Here is a 21,482-nt window from a genome sequence, read left to right as displayed (position 1 = left end):
CACCATGAAGATACGACCGATAATACTTTCGATCCTGATCGCTTTTCTTATCACGGGCGCCTATGCGCAGCAATATGACCTGGTCATTGTCGGGGGCACCCCCGGTGGCATCATGACCGCCCTGGGAGCCGCCCGCGCCGGCAAAACCTCTGTCATCCTCGAACGCACCCGCCACATCGGCGGCCTGCCCGCCAACGGCCTTGGGGCGACCGACATCGCCACCCGCGGTGCGACCACAGGTCTGTTTGCTGAGTTCATCGGCCACATCCGCCAATACTATGTAGACCGCTACGGCGAAGCTTCTCAACAAGTGAAAGATTGCTCCGACGGTTTTCACTTCGAACCCTCCGTGGCGGAGAGGATCCTGGAGCAGATGTTGGCCGCGCAAGCCGGTAAAATAACTGTGCTGAAGATGCGGCAGTTCGATGTGCTGGAGGAGAACATCGTGCTGCGCAATGACCGTATCGAACAAATTACAGTGCTGAACCGCGAAAGTGGTAAGCCCGAGACCTACCGCGGCAAAATTTTCGCCGACGCCACTTACGAAGGCGACCTCGGTGCGGCAGCCCGTATCCCGTTTCGCACCGGCCGGGAAGGGAAAGAGGAATTTAACGAGCCAGGTGCCGGCGTGGTGTATAAATCCTGGGGTGGCCCGGAAGGAGCGGGGACGACGTTCATCGGCGACAACGCCGTACAGTCGTACAACTATCGCTTGTGCCTGACCAATAACCCGGCCAACCGCGTCCCCGTGCAAAAACCGGCTGCTTATAACCGGAATGAGTATACCTCCATGATCGACGACGTCTGGACCGGCCGCCACACGGGTGTGCAGATGGAAAAAGTAACGACGGCCATGCTGGAAGAAAACCGTAAGCATATCGCCCGCGGAAACCCTTCGCAGATTCCGGGTGACGTGTGGGGCATTGCCCGCGTCAGCAACATGGTGAAGCTGCCCAACGACAAGACCGATGCCAACAACCAGCACATGGCGTTTATCTCCACCGACCTGCCGGAAGAAAACTGGCCCTGGCCTACGTCCGGGTGGGTGTGGCGGGATGCCTTCGCCCAGCGCTTGCGTTCCTATATCGAAGGCTTGCTATATTTTGCCCAGAATGACAAAGAGCTGCCGGAGCACTTCCGCAAAGCCGCCAAAGAATGGGGTTTTTCGAAGGACGAATACACCGACAACGGAAACTTTCCGCGCCAGGTCTATGTGCGCGAAGGCAGGCGCTTTGAAGGTGTATACTTTTTCACGGCGCAGGACGCCACGGCCCGCATACCGGGTCAACGCCCCGTCATTCACAACAGCAGTATCACCGCGAGCCACTATGCGCTTGACTCGCACGCTGTGCGCAAGCGCGAGCCGGGGCGCGTACACCTCGACGGATTTTTAAGCTATCCCTCACAGGTATATACAGTGCCCTATGGCGTAATGGTGCCGAAAGAAGTCGACAACTTGTTGTTGCCGGTGCCGGTGTCCGGTAGCCACATTGGTTTCTCTACGCTGCGCATGGAGCCGTGCTGGATGGCCATTGGCCAGGCTGCAGGCGTTGCGGCGGCACTTGCCATCGACCGGCAGGTAAAGGTACGCCATGTGCCCGTAGAAGAATTACAGAAGACGCTGATCATGCAGCAAGCGACGCTTGTCTATTTCCAGGATGTGAAGCCCGCCGATGCCGACTTTGCGATGGTACAGACACTCGGGTTACAAGGCTACTTGCCGGAGTGGAAAGCCCGGCTATCAGACGTAGCAGACGGCGAGACGGTAGCCTTGTGGGAGAAAACCTCCGGTAAGAAACTAACCTTTACGCCCGGGCGGACTACCCGTCGGGAGGTGTTGCAACAGCTGTATACCCATCCGTAATTTCTTTTTCAGTATACCGTGCTCGCCATGTTGGGTAAGGCGTGGTGGGCCGGTTTTTCTTTTCTACCTATGAATACACTCAAACAAATCCTGCGGCCGCCGGTGATTATCGCGGCACTGGGGTACTTTGTCGATATATACGATCTGCTGCTCTTTAGCATTGTGCGTGTACCGAGCCTCCGGGCCCTCGGCAGGACCGGCGATGCGCTGCTGCGCGACGGCATTTTTTTAATAAACATTCAGATGGCTGGTCTGTTGACCGGCGGCATACTCTGGGGTATACTGGGTGACAAGCGCGGTCGTTTATCGGTGCTCTTCGGCTCCATTTTGCTATACTCGCTGGCCAACCTGGCCAACGGTTTTGTTACCACGGTGCCGCAATACGCTATTCTGCGATTTATCGCCGGCGTGGGGTTGGCGGGCGAGTTGGGCGCGGGCATTACGCTCGTGGCCGAGATCCTGCCCAGGCAAATCCGGGGCTATGGTACCACACTGGTAGCGGCGGTAGGACTTTTTGGAGCCGTATTGGCTTATTTTGTAGCGGAGCTTACCGACTGGCAGGTGGCCTACTGGATTGGCGGCGGCTTGGGACTATGCCTGTTACTGTTGCGGTATAGCGTGTCGGAGTCGGGTATGTTTGCCGAGGTGCGTGATAAGAAGGTTGAACGCGGCAATTTCTTTATACTCTTTTCGCGCGGGCCACTATTGGCCAGTTATCTGCGCTGTATTCTGATCGGTTTGCCCATCTGGTTTGTGATCGGTATCCTGGTGACGTTCTCGCCGGAGTTTGCCGTGAGCATGAATCTGCCGGAGGCCATTGATGCGGGCAAGGCCGTGATGTGTTGCTATATCGGGTTGTCGCTGGGCGATTTGTCTTCGGGCCTGCTGAGCCAGGCGTTAAAAAGCCGTAAGAAGGTGGTGCTCGTTTTTCTCTTTCTGACGGCTACCGCCATGGCTATATACTTAACATCCACAGCGCTTTCCGCGACCGCGTTTTATACCCGGTGTTTTTTCCTGGGCTTTGCGATTGGTTACTGGGCACTGTTTGTAACGATTGCGGCCGAACAATTTGGTACGAACATTCGCGCGACGGTCGCCACAACAGTGCCGAATTTTGTGCGTGGCACGGTGGTGCCCCTGACGCTGGCGTTTGAATGGCTGCGCATCAGCCACTCCATGATCTTCAGCGCCTGGGTGGTAGGGGGAGCCAGTCTGCTGATCGCTGCGCTGGCGTTGTGGAAGATGAAGGAGACGTTCGGCAAGGATTTACACTTTGTAGAGTAATAACGCGCTTTTCTTACCGCTCGTACACTCCACACGCACACTGTTTCCTCGTATGCGTTATTGGCGTCCTTGTAACGTCTGCGATGCAGCAGTCTATCGGTAACGTTGTTCTTGAGAAATAGGGGTTAATGCAAAGGTCCGTTGATTGCCGGTATACCGGTAGCCAACGGACCTATCTGTTGTTAGCGGTCTAGAATACTTTGCCGGCCAATTCTGTCTTGATGGCCAGGTCTGACACGGTATTAGACGAGAGGATTTTCAGTGTCTCGTCGCGCACCTGACCAAAAATGCGATTGATGGAACACTCCTGCTCGTTGGCACACATACCGCAGGAGTTGTAAAAGTGTAAAGAGACGCAAGGCAACATGGCGACGGCGCCATCGATGAGTCGGATAACTTCGAGGATCGAGATCTGGTCGGTCTTTTTGCGCAGGTAATAACCGCCACTTTTACCTTTTTTACTTCCCAGAATACCGGCATTTTTCATGTCGAGCAGAATGGTTTCCAGGAACTTCTTGGGGATGTTCTTTTCTTCGGCAATTTCGCCGATCGTAACCGAGCCGCCATCTTTGACCGTGGATAAATAGGTCAGAGCGTGCAGGGCATACTGACATTTTTTCGAAAGCATAGGATAGGATTTTGAGAGATGACTTTTGACTGCTTTACAAAGTTATCTATAATACCCATAGGGAAGTAGAGATAAGCAAAATAAATCTCCCAAATTTAGGGGTCTTTACACTAAGGCACTAATTTTTAGTTACTTACCTTTAAAATACCCGCCTTTCGCAGAAAACTCCGCCGAAAAGTTGCATAAGAAAAGTAGAATAGACTATTTTGTCTATCATTATGGTAGACAATTAGCTTCCCACCCGGTTAGTTGCGGTAAAGAATCGTGAGAAATGCAACCAAAACAGTAACGGTATGACTTCATTTGCTTCCTACAAGAAACCCCTGGGCATTGTGTATGAGCAGGCCCACGCCCCGGTGTTAAAACCGTTCTTTTCTGAGCTCGAACAGCGTCGCATTCCCTTCGTGCGGATCAACGTGGCGCATCACCAATTTAACCCGGCGGAACGGCAGACTCCCTATAGTTTGGTGGTAAACCTGACGGGTTTAGCGGAGGCACCGGGTATACCGGCACAGCGTCTATCGTACACTTCCAGTTATCTGGCACACCTGGAGCATACCGGCGTACCGGTAATCAACAACGTGCGTGCGCAACGCGCGGGCAGTGGCAAGGCACGGCAGCTAGCCTTATTGGCGCAGCTCAACCTGCCGTTTCCCAAAGCGCGTATTGTCAACGACCTGTCGCAAGTCGTGCCGGCGGCGTTGTCGTTGCGATTTCCGATCGTGATCGAGGCCAACTGCGGTGGCCAGGCATTGCGCTTTGAATCGCTGCGCAGCGTGGAGGAAGCAGTATCCTGTTACCGGATCAACCTGGGCACGGATCACAGTGCCGTGATACGGGAGTATATATATCCGGAGGACCATTTTATTTACCGGGTGGAAACGCTGGGGGGTAAAGTATTGTCAGCACAACGCATCCGGGAAGACGCGCATCGGTATGCGCACGATAAAGGTGATGTATACCGCCAGGGTTATACCGACGCAGGCGAAGGGTACCGGCCTTCCGACGATATAATTCGCGAGGTAGAACAGTTGGTACAAGCCGCGAGCCTGGACCACGGTGCCGTGGAATATCTGATCGATGCTTCGGGCGACCACTACTATCTTGGCATCGATACGCGCTTGCGGACGTTTGCCGGCGGCGGCACGGCACCGGAGAAGAGCCTGGTCGACTATATAGAGCGGCGCTTGCAGCAGGTTTATCCGCCCGTGTTATCGCCGTATACCGCGCCCGTCACCACCGCTTTATCTGACGTTTATGACAGGACCCCGCCAACCCTTCTATAATCAGGCGTATATTGACCGTGGCCGCGGTCCTGTCATCATCGTGCCGCGGTTGCCGCTGTACGAGTTGCCGGAGCGGTACATGCCGGTGCTTTTAATGATTACGTTTTGTCGTTTTTGAACAGGAAGATTTAGCGCGGTCGTAATTCCTTTCGGTCTCTTCTATACTACTTCGGATCTGATCTTCCAGTTCCTGATTTCCGCCGCGGGCTTTGTCTTCGGCGTGATTGGGATTTTTGCGAAGTATAAAAAATAAGGCATGGCCGTATGCCTCGTGTGCCAGCTTGCGCGCGGCGTCACGCTCGATCAGGTCGCTGGATAATACTACGACGATGTGGCCATTGACAGATCCCTTACCATCACCCTTTACATCACGCTCACCACCGGGAAGCAATGTGATACCCGACGGTCCACTGGCGCGTATCTCGTCGCGAAAGCCCATGTTCTTCAGTTGCGCGGCGGTGTATTGTAGCATGTACTGCGTCGCATCGGTTAGTTCGTTAGTATATACGGCGACGAGGCTTCCGTGCCGTATCGAATCATGGGTGTTGCGGTATAGATAGTCATTACTTATCGTCACTTCGACAACGAGCGTGTCGTTGACCAGCGTTTTTAATGCCTGGAAGGTCGGGCTTCTGGACGTTTGGCGATTGATTGCAGGACGATCGACCCGGCCATGCGCATCGAGTACCACAAACGGCTGATCTTTTGCCCGTAAGGTATGGCGTATTGCTTGATACGCTGCCGGGGTTAATGGTAGTACGGAGTCAGGAGCATACAAGGCATTGCCTATAGGCCCCCAGACCAGTGTTGTATAAAGAAGGATGGCGTACATGCCGTTTTGTTACCAGCGAATATAGGCAATGCCCGGCACAGTGTTGTGCCGGTGGCCCTATTCCTTCGTAAGTGACTGTACCGGGTTGACACGTGCGGCGCGGATGGTTTGCAGGGCTACCGTGAGCAAGGCTACCAACAAGGCCAGAACGCCGGCACCGGCGAAGAGCCACCAATCCAGGGACGTGCTGTACGCAAAGCCACTGAGCCATTGCCGGGCCGCGACATAGCTGACAGGAATGGCCACGATGACCGCGATCAATACCATTTGTGCGAAGTCTGCAGAGAGTAACCATACGATGCGGGCGTCGCCGGAGCCCAGGATCTTGCGAATGCCAATCTCTTTCTCGCGGCGCTCGGCCGTAAAGGCCGCCAACCCGAACAAGCCCAGGCAGGAGATGAGAATAGCGATGCCGGCAAAGTAGCGTGACAATGTAGCGATACGTTGCTCGGCGGCATACAAGGCCTGGTACGTGTCGTCGAGGAATCGGTAATCAAAGGTCAGGCCGGCCATGTGGCGATGGTAGAGTGTTTCCAGGCGGGCGAGCGTTTCGCGTTCTTCGCCCGCGCGGAGGCGTATCATCATCGTCGTACCGCGCGGCTCTAACTGCATCACGAGCGGCTCTACCTTTTCATACAGCGAGGTGAAGTGGAAGTTCTCGACTACGCCGACGATCTCTTTTTCCTGCCCCCACAAGCGCAACGTTTTGCCTACAGGATCGGTCAGGCCCATGCGGTCAATAGCCGCCTGGTTAAGGATCACGCCGCGGCGCCCCGCGCCGGAGTCGCGCAGGAAGGGCTTGCCTTCGACTACAGGGATGTCCAGTGTCTGAATAAAATCGTATCCCACCTCGAGGTTGGAGAACATCATTTCGTTGTCGTCTTCACCCTCGCGCCAGTCAATGCCGCCCAGGCGGCCGTGGTACCCCGTGATATTATGCGCGGAATTGGCCACCTGTATAACACCCGGTATCTGCCGGATCTCTTGCAGGAATGCCTCGACATTATGCTCGAAGGTGCCGCCTTCCGCCAGGAATTCTTCCGTGGGTTGGTTTGTTATTTCCAGCTCGAACATCACAACGTGGTCGCGGTTGTAACCGAGGTTGCGCGACTGGATATAATCCATCTGCCGGTATACCACCAGCACGGTCACGATCAGGATCATCGATATGACGAACTGAAACACCACCAGGCCGCGACGCGCCAACAGCCCCCCGGTGGGCGCAACAGGCTTGCCTTTGAGCACCAGCGCGGGCCGGAAGCCCGACAGGTAAAGCGCCGGGTAGCTGCCCGCCAACAGGCCGGTGAGCAACGTGATGCCGACTGCCGGCAGTACCAGGTCCATGTCCCACGTCAATAAGAGTGTTTTACCCGTCAGGTCATTCACGGAGGGAAGAAGTACCCAGACGGCTACCACCGCGATGCTCAGCGACAAGAACGCCATGAGGAGGGACTCCTGCAGGTATTGCACCACCAACGCACTACGCGCGGCGCCAATGGCCTTCTTGATACCGACTTCCTTCATGCGCCGCGATGCGCGCGCCGTAGACAGATTCATGAAGTTGATGCAAGCGATGCCGACCAGAAATACAGCAATGACGGAGAAGAGCTGTACGTAGAGAATACGCCCACCGGCCGGCACACCGTTCTCATACCGGCCGTGAAGATACCGGTCAGCATAACGCTGCAAGGAAAGGGCGTGTCGTGAGTCCTTCAGGTTGCGTTGCAGCAGTTGGGTGAGTTTACTGTTCAAGGCGTCGATGTCGGCGCCGGGCCGTACGACAACGAAGGTATTGGGATCGCTGTTGCCCCATTCGCGTAACCAGGGATGGTCGTCAAGAAATACGTCAACGCTCAGCATGACGTCAAAGGGATTGGAGGAGGCCGGGGGGACATCCTCGAAAATGCCGGTGATGTGAAAGAGTCCTGTGCTTAAACCAACCTTCCATTCCACCGCTTTGCCCAGTAGGTCTTCCGTGGTGCCGAAAAGTCGTTGGGCGGTAGTTTCGGAAAGTAGTATGCTATACTTGTCTGTCAGTGCCTTGGTGGGGTCGCCGGCAACGAGGGGGCATGTGAATACCTGGAAGTAGTTGGGCGCTGCGTATTGCCCGCCCAGGCGCAGGCGCGTGTCGCCAACGGTTAAGATGCCTTTTTCGGAAAACCATTGGGCGGGCACCACCGTAATGGCTTGCTCGACTTCCGGTAGCTCCGCCGTGATAGCCCGGGCCAGGATACCGGCGGTACCCGTGCCGGTAGTGATGTTACCTTGCTCGTCCGAGTGCTGCAGCACCTGGTACAGGCGCGCGTCGTTGGCGTGGAAGCGATCGATGTGTAGTTCGTCCTGTATCCACAGGTAGAGGACAAGGGCGCAAGCGAGGCCTGCCGTCAGGCCGATGAGGTTAATGAGAAAGGAAGCCTTATAACGTTGAAAGCTTCGCAGCGTAACGAGGAGGTTGTGTTTCAGCATGGCAGTGGGGGCGAGGGGACGAGAATGAAACGAACGAATAAAACCTGGACGCAAATACTTTAGTACACGCCAGGCAAATGCGCGTCGGGCCAGGCGCGGCGATCGGTCTAAATCCTGTTCAAAGAGCTCGACCAGGTCGCCTTCGATCTCTTCCAGGTAATCCTCCCGGCAAAACCAACGCAGGAATTTTAGCGGCTTTTCAGGAGGAGGAAGCTTCATGATAATATACTTAACAAAAGTAAAAGTAATTAAATACTTGCGTAAAAGCTGCGACCTTCGTAATTTTTTATGCCCGGGGCTTGTGCACCTCAACCCGGGAAGGGATGCTTGAGAGGGGTATTTTGATCTACATAACTGTTTGATATGTAGAATTTTGTGCTCTGTTTCTGAAAGTGTAGATGTCAATGCCCATGCAAAATGGCCTCATTTTCTTCCAATGTACTGTTTGATCGTTCATTGGCTTTTTTTTAGCCGGTTCGGGGCCTTTCTTCGCATCATCGATTTTTTAGTTCATAACCCCCTCTCTGAATGAAACATACCGTGCTGTACTTTATTCTCGGCTTCCTCTCTTTAGGGAACATTTTCTACACACACGCAACGCCGGTTATGGCCGCGCCTGACTCGGTTCCTGCCGTCGACATTGACGCCACGGCGACCAAACGGTTTAACCTGGAAGATTCCCTGCACAGTCTGTACAGCACCATTGGCCTTGCTAACTATGACCTTTCATATGAAGCCTTCCGGTATGGTATGATTGGCTATGCCGCCCTTCGCCACGAAGGAAAGCTCAACGACAAAAATCTGTTTACGATCATAGACTTTACAAAGCCCAGCACGCAGAAGCGTTTTTATACATTAGACATGAACACGCTGACGGTGAAATTTTATACCTACGTGAGCCATGGTCGCAACACCGGTGAGAATGTTGCGCAGTCATTTTCTAATACCGTGCATTCTAATCAAAGCAGCCTGGGTTTTTATGTTACCGCAGAGACCTATATCGGAAGCAAAGGATATAGCCTGAAACTCGATGGTATGGACGCCGGCTATAACGATAACATGCGCGAGCGTGCTGTAGTCATGCATGACGCTGACTATGTAAGCGAGTCGTGGATACGCCGATACGGCCGTTTAGGTCGCAGCCAGGGCTGTCCTGCATTGCCAAAAGTAATTTCGAAAGAAGTGATCGATGCGATCAAGGGACATACAGCCATCTTTGCGTATTACGACGACATCAACTATCTGACATCGTCGCGTTACCTGAGAACTTACGACGCACTCATACAACCGGAAGAAATGATGGCACGCCAGCAAGAACCACTGGCCGAGACGTTTACAGGCCAACTACAGAAGAGCCTCCTACCGTATACAGCTCCCGAAGCTGTTGCTTATCAAAACCGTAGATATCTTCGCGGAAATTAATTAAACCATTGTCATCCACCCACGCTGTGAAATATTCCAGGTGAACGGGGTATTGTTTTTTCAATGGTATACCAGCTGGAGCGTTTCCGTCCATGGCCTTCTGAACGGAGGCCATGCTCCAGCCTGGTTGGTTACGCAGCAGATACGCTGCAAAGCGCGCAGGCTCATCCAACCGCACACAACCGTGACTTAAGGCACGATAGTCTTTGTTAAACAACCGGTGGTTGGGTGTGTCGTGCAGGTAGATGCTCATGTCATTGGTAAGCAAAAACTTCACGCGTCCGAGCGAATTGTCAGCGCCGGGTTGTTGTACTACGCGTATTTGGTACGGATTGGCATTCTCACCTTCCCATACTTCCGTAGAAGGGTCGATCGCCACATCGCCGCGGTAGAATGTGTAGTTCTTCTCCGCATAATATTGCGGGTCTTTTTTCAGATGCGGAATGATCTCTTCGCGGATAATGCTGGTCGGCACGGTCCAGGTCGGGCTAAAGACAATGTTCTTCAGTACGTCGTCAAAGATTGGGGTGGCCTTGTTGGGCGCGCCGACGATCACCTTCATTTCAAGCTCGGGCTTTTGGTTCTCGTAAATGCGCAGCATATACTCGGGCACGTTCACGCGGATATAGCTGTTTTCGTTCCGTTCAGGAATCCAGCGTATGCGCTCGAGGTTCAGGGCCAGGATGTCGGCCTTTTCTTTCAGCGGCTGGTTGAGGAAACGCAGGGTGCGCTCGCCTACGATGCCATCGGGGGTGAGGCCGTGGCGCAACTGGAACCATTTCACCGCCGATACCAGCTCAGCGTCGTATAATAAAGAGTCGACCATGCCCGTGGTGGTGTCCACCGGCATGGTATATATTTTCAGGTCTGTAAGCGACAGCTTACGGCGCAGGACGGGAATCGCCGCGTGACGTTCGTCAGGTTTGATCTTTTCCGTTACCGGAATGACCGGGAAAGCTGCGGTGTTGGTTTTCTCCAGCGCGCGGTATTCTTCCAATGCTCGCTGCAGACGGCCGTACCGTTCGCTGGCGGGTTGTACACGGCGGATCATTTCCGCCAGCTGACCGGGAGTCGCGATGCCAGCCAGCATTTGTACATCGAGGTCGGGCGTTTTACGGGCAATATTATTATTGTTGTTCCGGATCCAGATGTTACTCCCGGCGGCGCGGGTAAGTTTACCCTCCGTGAGGTGCGTCGTAAAGAGGAAAAATGCCTCGGTAATCTGCATGTCGAGCTCGACGATCAGGTCTGCAGTTGGCGGCTGCACCCGGTACACCGATTGGAGCAGGTGGTCTAACTCGCGAATGTCGTATTCTTCCGGCGACAGGCCATAGCGGTCGGCATGACTGAGCTCTTCGGCAAGGGCTGTATACAGCGCGTTCGGGCCGACGTCGTCCAACCATTTGGTTTTATAGCCATTGGCGATATAAAAGCCCTGGATCTTCTGTTGCACCTTCCGGTTTTGGTAAGCGTCTTTTACCGGAAGCAATAGCTTGCGTTTGTCCAGGGGGTACTTAAACGAGTCGATGAGCACGCTTTTTCCGGCCAGGAGCACGGGCGACGGCAGAGCGGTTGTATCAGTGACCACCGGCAGGACGGTTTTAGGCGACTGCTGGACCTGGGTCAAATCTTTGTGACAGGACGCCAGCATGAGCAGCAGGAGGGCCCACGTCGTGTGCTTGTAAACCGGCAGTAAAGAAGGCTGTTTCATTCTCCGTGAATCTTTCCAATCCACAGACAAAAAGAATTCCCGTAGAAAGCGGACGGTTTGCGCCACCGAAGTGAGGAATAACCGGTGTGCTGCCACGACATTTGTGGATTTACCAGCACATTTCAGATAGGTCTTCAAAGGATGTCAGGCTTTACCAATATTGCTGACACCCCAAGGTATACAACCTTTGCGCCAATTCGTAACAGTCGGTAATAACGGCAGTAAAATTGGCATGTAGGGTTAACGTGGAAAGCACGGAAAATGAAAGCGAACCCTGAACAGGGGTTAAGTCACCGACACAGGCTTTTTTGGCAGTATCGTGCCAAAGCGTCCGAAAACGCCCTGCCCCCGCGTTGCGCAGGACCGAAAGCCCACGTAGGATCAGGATTTCTTTTGATTGAAATGCCGCTATTTTTTTTACAGAAAATACGTACTGTGCAGCTGGGTGCAGGGTAAAAACTTTCTTTTCCCCTGCACCTCGGTTCCTAGAACGTTGACCGCTGCCAATATATTTCTCCCAGATTGGAATTTGTTTATCCCAGGATGCGCTCGATGGCGGCAAGCTCGTCGGTGCTGAAGCGGGTGTTTTCCAGGCAACGCAGCGAGTCCGCGAGTTGCTCGGGACGGCTGGCGCCTACCAGCACCGAGGTAACACGCTTGTCCTTGAGCAGCCAGGCCAGGGCCATGTGCGCAAGCTTCTGCCCGCGGTTGGTGGCAACGTCGTTCAGCAGGCGGATTTGCTGCAGGCGTGCGTCGGTGATCTGGCTCTCTTTTAAGAACCCATGCGGCTTGGCGGCACGCGAGTCGGAAGGAATACCGTGGAGGTATTTGTCGGTCAGCATGCCTTGCGCCAACGGCGAGAAGGGAATGCAGCCTACACCTTCGGCATCGAGCAAGCTCAGCAAGCCGTCTTCCACCCAGCGCTCGAACATAGAGTACTTGGGTTGGTGTATTAAACAGGGTGTGCCCAGCTCGCGCAGAATGCGGATAGCGCGTGCTGCCTCGGCCGCAGGATAGTTGGAAATGCCCGCGTATAAGGCTTTTCCCTGGCGTACGATCAGAGCGAGTGCATGCATTGTCTCTTCCAGCGGTGTTTCCGGATCGGGACGGTGATGGTAGAAGATGTCGACGTACTCCAGCTTCATGCGTCGCAGGCTTTGGTCGAGGCTCGACACCAGGTATTTCTTAGATCCCCAGTCTCCGTAAGGGCCTTCCCACATGGTATAGCCTGCTTTGGTGGAGATAATCAGCTCGTCGCGATGGTCGGTAAAGTCCCGGTGGAGGATGCGACCGAAGTTCTCTTCGGCGGAGCCGGGTGGCGGCCCATAGTTGTTGGCCAGGTCGAAATGAGTTATGCCGGCGTCAAATGCCAGGCGCAGAATGTCGCGACCGTTTTCGAGGGTATCGACATAGCCGAAGTTGTGCCAGAGGCCCAGCGATACTGCCGGCAGTTTGATTCCGCTTTTGCCACAGCGGCGGTATTCCATGTGGCTGTAGCGGGCTGGGTTAAAGGTGGTGGCCATAGTCAGATTGTTGTCGGTTGGTTGGGTTTGTTAGAGCCGAAAGGTAGAATTCCTTTTACAATTTTCCCCACACACGCTACAGCAGCGGTTGTTGCAGCGGATAAAATACAGCCGGGAAAACGGTTGCAACGCGGGCCAGGACGGCTTTACCAGAATTTGGGACTATTGGAAAGCGTATGGTGGGGTCCAAAAGTAATTTTGGTTGAAGGCAAATGACAGGATAGTATTTCGTGCTGAATGTCATTCTCCAAATAATATACCTAACCTAATCCAATATGATGAAGAAAGTCTATGCGCGGGCGATCCGCCTGACTGTGCTGCTGCTGCTGCTAGCCGCTGCGGTGGCCCATGCCCAGGAGCGGACCGTTTCTGGTACTGTGACGGACGAAACGGGTAGTACAATGCCCGGTGTGAATGTATTAATAAAAGGAACGGCCGCCGGTACCGTCACCGATGTGAACGGCAAGTTCCAGCTCCTGGTGCCCGGCGACGACGCCGTGCTGGTATTTACCTTTGTAGGATATGCCGTCCAGGAAATACCTGTTGCGGGCCGGTCGGTAGTCGACGTGCCGCTGCAGCAAGATATGACCAACCTTTCCGAAGTGGTGGTGACGGGTTACAGTTCTCAGCGCAAGAAAGATCTGACAGGCGCTGTATCGGTGGTGGACGTAGCACAGATGACGCAGGTGCCCGACGCGCAGGTGACAAACCAGTTGCAAGGCCGCGCTTCGGGTGTAACAATTCTCGGTTCAGGACAGCCGGGTGCTACCCCGCAAATCCGCATTCGCGGGCTCAACACCTTTGGCAATAACTCGCCGCTGTTCGTGGTGGACGGCGTGCCCACGACCAGCATCAACGACTTGAACCCCAACGATGTGGCATCGATGCAGGTGTTGAAAGACGCAGGATCAGCGTCGATCTATGGATCGCGCGCGGCCAACGGGGTAATCATTATCACAACTAAAAAAGGTAAAGATAAAGTAAAGGTTACGTATTCGGGCTGGTACGGTGTGCAGACGCCGCCGAAGGGCAACGTCTGGAACACGCTGTCGCCGCAGGAGCAAGCCGCGCTGAAGTTTCAGGTGCAGCGCAACATGGGCCAGGCCGTAGGCGATGAGCAGTATGGTTATGGCACCACGCCGGTTCTGCCCGACTATATCCTGCCTACCGGTGCGATGGAAGGCGATCCGGGCACATCGCCGGCCGAGTATTATGTAAACCCGAATTATACCTCGGTCGATGACTTTAACACCTTTAACCAGATTGTGCGTGCGAATAAACGCGGCACCGACTGGTTTGACGAGATCTTTGACCCGGCGCCGTCCACGAGTCACAACCTGTCGTTGAGCGGCGGCGGCGAGCAAGGCAATTACCTGTTCTCGCTGAACTACTACAATCAACAGGGGGCTTTGATCAACACGTATCTGAAGCGCTATACGCTGCGCTCGAACAGCCAGTATAATGTCAGTAAGCATGTGCGCATCGGTGAGAACCTGGCGTACTCTATTACAGACAACCCGCAAAGCGAGATCCTGGCCGGAGGCACGGCCATTGCGCACTCGTTCCGCTTGCAGCCGATCATTCCGGTACGCGACATTATGGGTAACTATGCGGGCAGCCGCGCCGCCAACATGGGCGATGCGTTTAACCCCGTGGCCATGCGCGACCGTACGCGCAACGACGAAGGCCTGGACCATCGCCTGTTCGGCAATGTGTTTGCCGAAGTGGACTTCCTGCGCGGGTTTACTTTCCGCACGAGCTTCGGTGGTGAAGTATACTCCAATGCCTGGAACAACTTTACCTTCCCGCAGTATGAAAACAAAGAGAACACCAATACGAACCAGTATACCGAAGGTGCTGCCAGCGGCTTCAACTGGACATGGAGCAATTTGCTGACGTACCACAAAACGCTGGAGAAACACGAGCTGACCGTGGTGGCGGGTACAGAAGCGTACAACGCCGAAGGACGCGAGCTGGGCGGTAGCACGCAAGGCTACTTCTCGTTCGATCCCGATTATGTCAACCTGGGTACCGGCTCCGGTACACGCACCAACTATAGCTTGCGTACCACCGAGGCGCTCTTTTCACTGCTCGGACGCCTGGACTATATCTATAACGACCGCTACCTGTTCGGTGCAGTGATCCGTCGCGACGGCTCGTCAAAGTTTATCAACGACCGCTACGGTGTGTTCCCTGCGGTGAGCGCCGGGTGGCGTATCTCGGAAGAGTCGTTTATGAAAGGCATTACCTGGTTACAAGAACTAAAGATCCGCGGTAACTACGGTGTGATGGGCAACCAGATCAACGTCGGCGCAGCGAACGGTTATACAACCTTCGGCGCCAACCGCAACAGCTCGTACTACGACATCAACGGCACCGGCAACACGGGCACCGAAGGTTTTGAAAAAACACAGATCGGCAACCCGGATGCGAAGTGGGAGAAAAACATTAGTACCAACATAGGTGTCGATGTGAGCCTGTTCAACGGCAAAGTTTCGTTGGAAGCAGACTACTATCGCAAAGATGTAAAAGACCTGTTGTACAATCCATCGTTGCCGGCGACGTCGGGTGGGGGAGACGCGCCATATGTAAATATTGCCCGCATGCGGAACCACGGCATCGACCTGCAACTGAATACGGTGACCAATATCACCACCGATCTGAAGCTGAATGCCACGCTTACCTTCACGACTTATAGCAACAAGATTCAGAAAGTATCCAACGGGGCCTCGTACTTCGACCTGGACTCGCGTACGTTCGATGGCTCGTCTATCGTGCGCAACCGCGAGGGTAACTCCATCGGCCAGTTCTTTGGTTATAAGATCGTCGGTTTTTGGAATGATCAGCAAGACATTGACGATGCCAACGAAGGCGCCGTGCTTTCGACGGGCAGAGAAGATGCCGTATACCAGGATGGCGCCAGCCTGGGCCGCTTCCAGTATGACGATACCAACCACGATGGTCAGATCACGTCGGAAGACCGCGTGATGCTGGGCAACCCCAACCCGGACTTTAGCTATGGCATCAACCTGGCCTTTAGCTACAAAGCTTTTGACCTGAGCCTCTTCCTGTACGGCACACAAGGCAACGACCTGTGGAACAACGTGCGTTGGTGGACAGACTTCTATTCATCGCGCACCGGGGCGAAGAGCAAGACTGCCCTGTACGATTCGTGGACGCCGGAGCGTCACAATGCCAAGGCGCCGATTCAGGAGACTACCAGCTCGTTCAGCACCATCAACGTACCGAACTCGTACTTTGTAGAAGACGGTTCGTACCTGCGTGCCAAGAACATCCAGCTGGGCTACACGCTGCCACCGTCGCTGCTGCAGAAAGTCGGCGCGGAGCAACTGCGCATCTACCTGCAAGCCACGAACCTGTTTACCATTACGAACTACTCCGGCCTCGACCCCGAAGTTGGCGGTAGCACCACGGTGTTTGGTATCGACGAAGGGGCGTATCCCGCCTCCCGCCAATATACTGTCGGCTTGAACCTGACCTTTTAAGTGTGTAGTCTTTAACCCGCAACAAGTATGAAACGAATTCACTCTATAACCGTGGCGCTGGCCGGTCTTGTATTGTTACAGGCGTGCAGCGACAGCTTCCTGGACAAGCCTGTGAAAGGCGCTCTCGGTGGCGACGTACTGGCGAACGCCAAAGGTATCGAAGCGCTGCTCACGGGCGCCTATGCCGCGCTCGATGGTCAGGGCGACGAAGAAACATCACTGGCCCACGGGGGCACGTATAGCGGCCCCTGGGAAGCGCCGCCCGACGATTGGACCTATGGCTCTATAGCCGGCGGCGACGCGCACAAAGGCAGCGACGGTGGTGACCAAACCCCCATTGCCAACATCGCCACCTTTACCGCCGGTGCCGACAATGGCTTCTTTAACAGTAAATGGAAAGCGGTGTACGAAGGCGTAGCGCGTACGAACGCGGTACTGGCCATGTTGCCGGATGTAACGGATGTGCCGGAGGAAGATAAAACCAACATCGAAGCGCAAGCACGTTTTCTGCGGGCCCATTACTACTTTGAGTTGAGAAAGCTGTGGGGCAATGTGCCGTGGATCGACGAGAAGACGACGGACTTCAATCAGTCCAATAAGACTGATATCTGGCCGATGATCGAAGCCGACTTTACCTTTGCCTATCAAAACCTGCCGCCGACACAGCCAAACATAGGGCGCGTGAACAAATGGGCTGCCGGTGCGTACCTCGCGAAGACGTATCTATACGAGAAGAAATACCCCGAAGCACTCCCAGTCTTTACGGACGTAATCGATAATGGTGTGACTTCGAACGGTGAGAAGTATGACCTGGTGGCTTTTGCCGATAACTTCAATGCTGCCACCAAGAACAATGCGGAGTCGGTGTTTGCCATTCAAATGATGGCCAACGACGGAACGCTAAGCCTGGCCAATGCCAACCAGGGGGGGATGCTCAACTTCCCGTACGGCACAGGGGCGCCGTTTTCGTGCTGTGGCTTCTTCCAGCCTTCGCAGATGCTGGTCAACGCGTTCCGTACGGATGGCGATGGTCTGCCATACCTTGACAACTTCAATGACCATGCAGTAGTAAGCGATATGGGCAAAACTTCGGACGCAGCGTTTACGCCCGACGAAGATCCACTCGATCCTCGCCTCGACTGGACGGTAGGGCGTCGCGGCTTGCCGTATCACGATTGGGGATTATTCCCGGGCAACGACTGGGTGCGCGATCAGGCATATGCAGGTCCCTATGCCCCGAAGAAAAATGTACACCGCCAGGAGGGCCAGGACATCTATGCCGACTATAGCTCGTGGGCACCGGGCAACGCCATCAACGTATTGATTATACGCTTTGCTGATGTGCTGCTGATGGCGGCGGAGGTTGAGGCGGCGGCTGGTAGCCTCGACAAAGCCGAGGAGTATGTCAACCGCGTGCGCCTGCGGGCTGCCGATCCGGAAGGCTGGCTGCACGCATACGAAGATGACAGCGACCCCCTGGCCGGATTCTCTGAGGAGCCCGCCGCGAACTATGTCATCAGCCCGTACCCGACAGGCACGTTTGCCGCCGGGGGCAGGGCCTTTGCACAGAAGGCGATTTACTACGAGCGCAACATCGAGCTGGCTATGGAAGGCCACCGCTTCTTTGACCTGGTGCGTTGGGAAGTGGCCGAGACAGTGCTGAACAACTATTTTGCCTATGAGTCGGCTATTACAACCGACCTGGCCGGCGGTAAATTTGTGGCACCGAGAAATAATTACTATCCTATACCACAATTCCAGATCGACCTCAGTGTGGAGGCTGGCAAACCCAAGCTGGAACAAAACGACGACTACAACTAACGTGCGCTATCACCGGTCGGCGCCACTCCCGGTGCCGGCCGGTTCCTTTACGCTAAACAACCATGACCAACCAACCATCTGCACGCTACCTCGCCCTGGATGTATTCCGGGGAATGACGGTTTGCCTCATGATCATCGTCAACTCGCCCGGAAACTGGGGCCATGTATACGGCCCGTTCCTGCATGCTCCGTGGCACGGCCTGACGCCGACCGACCTGGTCTTTCCATCCTTTCTCTTTGCCGTCGGCAATGCCATGGCCTTTGCTATGCACAAGTATACCGGGCAAGGCAGTACCGTCTTCTGGAAAAAGACGCTCACACGCACGGCCCTGATCTTCTTGATCGGCTACTTATTGTCGTGGTTTCCGTTCTACGATTTTGACCAAGGTGCCTTTATCAGTCCTGTTGACGCCCGTATTCCCGGCGTATTGCAGCGCATTGCTTTGTGTTATGGCATCGCCTCCATCATCCTTTATTATACATCGCGCCGCACGACCGTCATCGTCGGTGCCATACTGCTGCTGGCCTATTGGCTGATCCTATACGTGGCGGGCACGCCCGGTGATCCCTACAGCCTGGCCGGCTATGCAGGGAACGCGTTGGACAAATGGTTGATCGGCGACCCGCGCCTGTACCACGGCGAAGGCGTCGCCTTTGATCCGGAAGGCATTCTAAGCACGCTACCGGCAATCGTCAATGTCATCATTGGTTTCCTGGCCGGCGACTTCATCCGCCGCCGCGGCAATAGCTATGAGACTGTTGCCAGGCTCCTGCTGGCAGGCACCGCATTGATTGCAGTAGCACTGGCATGGCACCAGGTATTTCCGATCAACAAAAAGATATGGACAAGCTCGTTCACATTGGTCACAACCGGCATCGCGCTGGTGGTGCTGGCAGCATTGGTATACATCATCGAGCTACAGGCACGTCGCGGGTGGACATATTTCTTCGAGGTGTTCGGAAAGAACCCATTGTTTATCTACGCCTCGGCGGGCGTGCTGATCACGATTCTATACACCGTCCCCGTCGGCGATCACAGCCTGCTGCATGCCATCTATCTGTTCTTCGCCAGTTTCACCCCCGAGAAGCTGGCTTCACTACTATTCGCCATTTCATTCATGCTGCTGAATTGGTCCATCGGATATATATTAGACCGTAACAGAATTTACATAAGAGTGTAATATAACAAGGCATCTGGCGCTTGCTGGCGCGAGTCTTCCGACCGAAGGGAGGGCGACTCGTGCCCAGCATGGGGGGAGTCTTCAGACTCCTGAGGAGGTAAAGTCGTTCTGAATGCTCACTAAGCACCGAGCGAAGCGAAGGTGCGGCACCTGACATGGCCACAGGTATAGTTTTTGGTAACTTCCCCAAAATACAACGCCATGCAAACACCGACAACCCGAACCCAAACCATCTTCCGCATCATCCTCGGCGCCTTCATGCTCCTGGCCGGCATCGGCCACCTAACCTTCCAGCGCCAGGAATTCCAGGCCCAGGTACCGGATTGGGTGCCGTTGGGAAAGGACCTGGTGGTAGTGCTATCGGGCATTGTGGAGATCATGCTGGGCGCAGCCATGATCTTCTGGCGCCAACGCCGCGTAACGGTAGGCATCACACTGGCCGTTTTTTACATCCTTGTATTTCCAGGCAACATCGCGCAGTACGTCAATGATACCAACGCTTTTGGTCTCGATACGGAAGAAAAGCGTTTTGCCCGCCTCTTTTTCCAGCCGGTGCTCGTTGCCTGGGCCTTGTGGTCGACAGGGGCGTGGCCCACGGTAACGCGTTTTTTCAGAGGTTAGAGGAAAATCAGCTCCTCAAAAGTGTGATGGATGTAACAATTCTTTTTTGAGATGTAAACATACTGGATTGTAACTAGCGATCTTTATCGGTGGTAATGTAACAGCATATCCGGTTGCTTACCTTCTCAAACAGTTAACAACATCCCACATGACAGAAAGAAGCATAATTCTCAAAGATCCTAAATACTGGAAAGGCCTGAATGTGAAAATTCAAACCACTCCTCTTTCCAGGTTAATGAATGTTTTGATAGAAAAATTTGATTCAATCACAGCCTCGTTTTACAAGCTTACCAACAGCTAATCAAACCTGAGAACGCGTCATTACACGCATAATGATGGTCGTTTTACGATGCCTGGTTGCCGTGACGTCATGTCACGGCAACCAGGCATCATTATTTAAAATCGGTCATGCGAAGAAGGCGTCATGGCGCGGCTCGGAAGGGCTTCTTATATTTGAGACTCCAACTTCGCGACCCATGAGCATAGACGACTTCGACGCCTATAAGGATCAATGCCTGGAGGAGATTTCATCGCTTCAAAAGGCCTTTATCGAACTCTATGACCTGAACAGTTACGAAAACTGGTTCTACGATCACGACATCGGCGCGTTTCACTTTTACTCGGACGACGACCGGAATTTGTATTTCAAATACATCGATGTGGGGTCGTTTTCGTCGCGGCGGAATACATGGATGTGGTCCTGGTTCAACAAGACTACTCCGCGCCACGTGACGAAAGGCCTGGAGAAGGTGCGGGCGTTTGGAAGTGCGCGTGGCTTCCTGCCCCTGACCGAAGGGTTTCACGAGCAGAGCGATGAGTATATGGGCTGGGCCTTAACGGCGATCGCCGCAACGTTGGTAAGCGGCATCGGCGTCTACCGAATCCCCCACGAGCATCAATATATTTACTTCATCTTCACCAACGAGCTGACACAAGAAGAGCATACTGCATTGGTGGAACAAAAGAGCCGGCAACAACAGGTTAAATGCGATGAGCACGGTGTGCGAACGAGAGTAGCCTTTGTCTGCCAGCATTTAGGAAAGGACACGAACGTGGGATTTTATGAGTCGTTCGAATCTGATCCCGGGATAGAACCGGAAGACGACTACCAGGCGTGGTGCGAAGCCTGCGAGCTGGAGCGCCGCAAGGAAGGGGAGTGGAATGAAAAGTCCGAAGCGTTCGCCCAAATACGGATCGTATGCGACGAATGCTTTTTCGAAATAAAGCGTAGTAACACAAGAGAATAAGACGTGCACCAGTTGCGCGTAAAGTAACTGGTGCGAGCCTTAAACCCGCCTGTTTATTCCCGGTTTGTCGGGGCGGAGGCTTGAGACTGG

At 54.3% G+C, this 21,482-nt stretch carries 14 protein-coding genes; 9 read left to right on the top strand and 5 right to left on the bottom strand.

From position 1 onward, the window contains the following. Window positions 1-4: 4 nt before the first annotated feature. Window positions 5-1,864 carry an FAD-dependent oxidoreductase gene (locus K7P01_RS30555; RefSeq protein WP_267298402.1) on the top strand — a complete coding sequence of 620 codons (1,860 nt, stop codon included), beginning with the start codon at window positions 5-7 and terminating at the stop codon, window positions 1,862-1,864. 69 nt (window positions 1,865-1,933) lie between these two features. Next, complete coding sequence (locus tag K7P01_RS30550; protein WP_267298401.1) at window positions 1,934-3,148, top strand: MFS transporter; 1,215 nt, start codon at window positions 1,934-1,936, stop codon at window positions 3,146-3,148. 190 nt (window positions 3,149-3,338) lie between these two features. Here K7P01_RS30550 and K7P01_RS30545 read toward each other — a convergent pair whose 3' ends face one another. Then, on the bottom strand, window positions 3,339-3,776 hold the full coding sequence (locus K7P01_RS30545) for an RrF2 family transcriptional regulator (RefSeq protein ID WP_267298400.1): 438 nt from the start codon (window positions 3,774-3,776) through the stop codon (window positions 3,339-3,341). Between the two features lie 293 nt (window positions 3,777-4,069). Between K7P01_RS30545 and K7P01_RS30540 the strand changes: the two genes are divergently transcribed. Beyond that, window positions 4,070-5,062, top strand: a complete 993-nt coding sequence (locus tag K7P01_RS30540; protein ID WP_267298399.1) for an ATP-grasp domain-containing protein — start codon at window positions 4,070-4,072, stop codon at window positions 5,060-5,062. Between the two features lie 91 nt (window positions 5,063-5,153). Here the strand turns inward: K7P01_RS30540 and K7P01_RS30535 are convergent, their stop codons facing one another. Then, entirely contained in the window at window positions 5,154-5,894 is a 741-nt protein-coding gene (locus K7P01_RS30535) for a hypothetical protein (RefSeq protein ID WP_267298398.1), read from the bottom strand. A gap of 57 nt (window positions 5,895-5,951) precedes the next feature. Further along, a complete protein-coding gene (locus K7P01_RS30530) occupies window positions 5,952-8,579 on the bottom strand; it encodes an ABC transporter permease (protein ID WP_267298397.1) in 2,628 nt (875 codons plus the stop codon). Window positions 8,580-8,888: 309 nt separating this feature from the next. Here K7P01_RS30530 and K7P01_RS30525 point away from each other — a divergent pair, with 309 nt between their 5' ends. Next, the gene (locus K7P01_RS30525) at window positions 8,889-9,782 is read left to right on the top strand and encodes a murein L,D-transpeptidase catalytic domain family protein (protein ID WP_267298396.1); all 894 of its coding nucleotides are present in this window, start codon (window positions 8,889-8,891) and stop codon (window positions 9,780-9,782) included. Here K7P01_RS30525 and K7P01_RS30520 read toward each other — a convergent pair. Both K7P01_RS30520 and mgrA read right to left on the bottom strand, forming a co-directional pair. Beyond that, complete coding sequence (locus K7P01_RS30520) at window positions 9,694-11,493, bottom strand: L,D-transpeptidase family protein (protein ID WP_267298395.1); 1,800 nt, start codon at window positions 11,491-11,493, stop codon at window positions 9,694-9,696. The genes K7P01_RS30525 and K7P01_RS30520 overlap by 89 nt on opposite strands. A gap of 533 nt (window positions 11,494-12,026) precedes the next feature. Further along, the gene (mgrA, locus tag K7P01_RS30515) at window positions 12,027-13,016 is read right to left on the bottom strand and encodes an L-glyceraldehyde 3-phosphate reductase (protein ID WP_267298394.1); all 990 of its coding nucleotides are present in this window, start codon (window positions 13,014-13,016) and stop codon (window positions 12,027-12,029) included. A gap of 275 nt (window positions 13,017-13,291) precedes the next feature. Here mgrA and K7P01_RS30510 point away from each other — a divergent pair, with 275 nt between their 5' ends. The 5 genes from K7P01_RS30510 (at window position 13,292) to K7P01_RS30490 (ending at window position 21,392) form a co-directional block, all read left to right on the top strand. Beyond that, on the top strand, window positions 13,292-16,522 hold the full coding sequence (locus K7P01_RS30510) for a SusC/RagA family TonB-linked outer membrane protein (protein WP_267298393.1): 3,231 nt from the start codon (window positions 13,292-13,294) through the stop codon (window positions 16,520-16,522). A gap of 27 nt (window positions 16,523-16,549) precedes the next feature. Beyond that, the gene (locus K7P01_RS30505) at window positions 16,550-18,343 is read left to right on the top strand and encodes a RagB/SusD family nutrient uptake outer membrane protein (RefSeq protein ID WP_267298392.1); all 1,794 of its coding nucleotides are present in this window, start codon (window positions 16,550-16,552) and stop codon (window positions 18,341-18,343) included. Between the two features lie 62 nt (window positions 18,344-18,405). Further along, on the top strand, window positions 18,406-19,524 hold the full coding sequence (locus K7P01_RS30500; protein WP_267298391.1) for an acyltransferase family protein: 1,119 nt from the start codon (window positions 18,406-18,408) through the stop codon (window positions 19,522-19,524). Between the two features lie 201 nt (window positions 19,525-19,725). Further along, entirely contained in the window at window positions 19,726-20,145 is a 420-nt protein-coding gene (locus K7P01_RS30495; protein WP_267298390.1) for a DoxX family protein, read from the top strand. Window positions 20,146-20,621: 476 nt separating this feature from the next. Then, window positions 20,622-21,392, top strand: coding sequence for a DUF6882 domain-containing protein (locus K7P01_RS30490; RefSeq protein ID WP_267298389.1), 771 nt, complete (start codon window positions 20,622-20,624; stop codon window positions 21,390-21,392). The last annotated feature ends 90 nt before the right edge of the window (window positions 21,393-21,482 follow it).

The organism is Parachryseolinea silvisoli (assembly GCF_021190955.1).
GTDB lineage: Bacteria > Bacteroidota > Bacteroidia > Cytophagales > Cyclobacteriaceae > Ohtaekwangia > Ohtaekwangia silvisoli.
Note: the sequence above shows the minus strand (reverse complement) of the source record. Positions and strands in the feature narration are given on the sequence as shown.

What these genes read in the sequence shown, in the direction of transcription:
- K7P01_RS30500 (WP_267298391.1), top strand. Translation starts at nt 18,406, where the DNA reads ATGACCAACCAACCATCTGCACGCTACCTCGCCCTGGATGTATTCCGG.
- K7P01_RS30545 (WP_267298400.1), bottom strand. Translation starts at nt 3,776, where the DNA reads ATGCTTTCGAAAAAATGTCAGTATGCCCTGCACGCTCTGACCTATTTA.
- K7P01_RS30555 (WP_267298402.1), top strand. Translation starts at nt 5, where the DNA reads ATGAAGATACGACCGATAATACTTTCGATCCTGATCGCTTTTCTTATC.
- K7P01_RS30535 (WP_267298398.1), bottom strand. Translation starts at nt 5,894, where the DNA reads ATGTACGCCATCCTTCTTTATACAACACTGGTCTGGGGGCCTATAGGC.
- K7P01_RS30540 (WP_267298399.1), top strand. Translation starts at nt 4,070, where the DNA reads ATGACTTCATTTGCTTCCTACAAGAAACCCCTGGGCATTGTGTATGAG.
- mgrA (WP_267298394.1), bottom strand. Translation starts at nt 13,016, where the DNA reads ATGGCCACCACCTTTAACCCAGCCCGCTACAGCCACATGGAATACCGC.
- K7P01_RS30530 (WP_267298397.1), bottom strand. Translation starts at nt 8,579, where the DNA reads ATGAAGCTTCCTCCTCCTGAAAAGCCGCTAAAATTCCTGCGTTGGTTT.
- K7P01_RS30525 (WP_267298396.1), top strand. Translation starts at nt 8,889, where the DNA reads ATGAAACATACCGTGCTGTACTTTATTCTCGGCTTCCTCTCTTTAGGG.
- K7P01_RS30490 (WP_267298389.1), top strand. Translation starts at nt 20,622, where the DNA reads ATGAGCATAGACGACTTCGACGCCTATAAGGATCAATGCCTGGAGGAG.
- K7P01_RS30495 (WP_267298390.1), top strand. Translation starts at nt 19,726, where the DNA reads ATGCAAACACCGACAACCCGAACCCAAACCATCTTCCGCATCATCCTC.
- K7P01_RS30550 (WP_267298401.1), top strand. Translation starts at nt 1,934, where the DNA reads ATGAATACACTCAAACAAATCCTGCGGCCGCCGGTGATTATCGCGGCA.
- K7P01_RS30520 (WP_267298395.1), bottom strand. Translation starts at nt 11,493, where the DNA reads ATGAAACAGCCTTCTTTACTGCCGGTTTACAAGCACACGACGTGGGCC.
- K7P01_RS30505 (WP_267298392.1), top strand. Translation starts at nt 16,550, where the DNA reads ATGAAACGAATTCACTCTATAACCGTGGCGCTGGCCGGTCTTGTATTG.
- K7P01_RS30510 (WP_267298393.1), top strand. Translation starts at nt 13,292, where the DNA reads ATGATGAAGAAAGTCTATGCGCGGGCGATCCGCCTGACTGTGCTGCTG.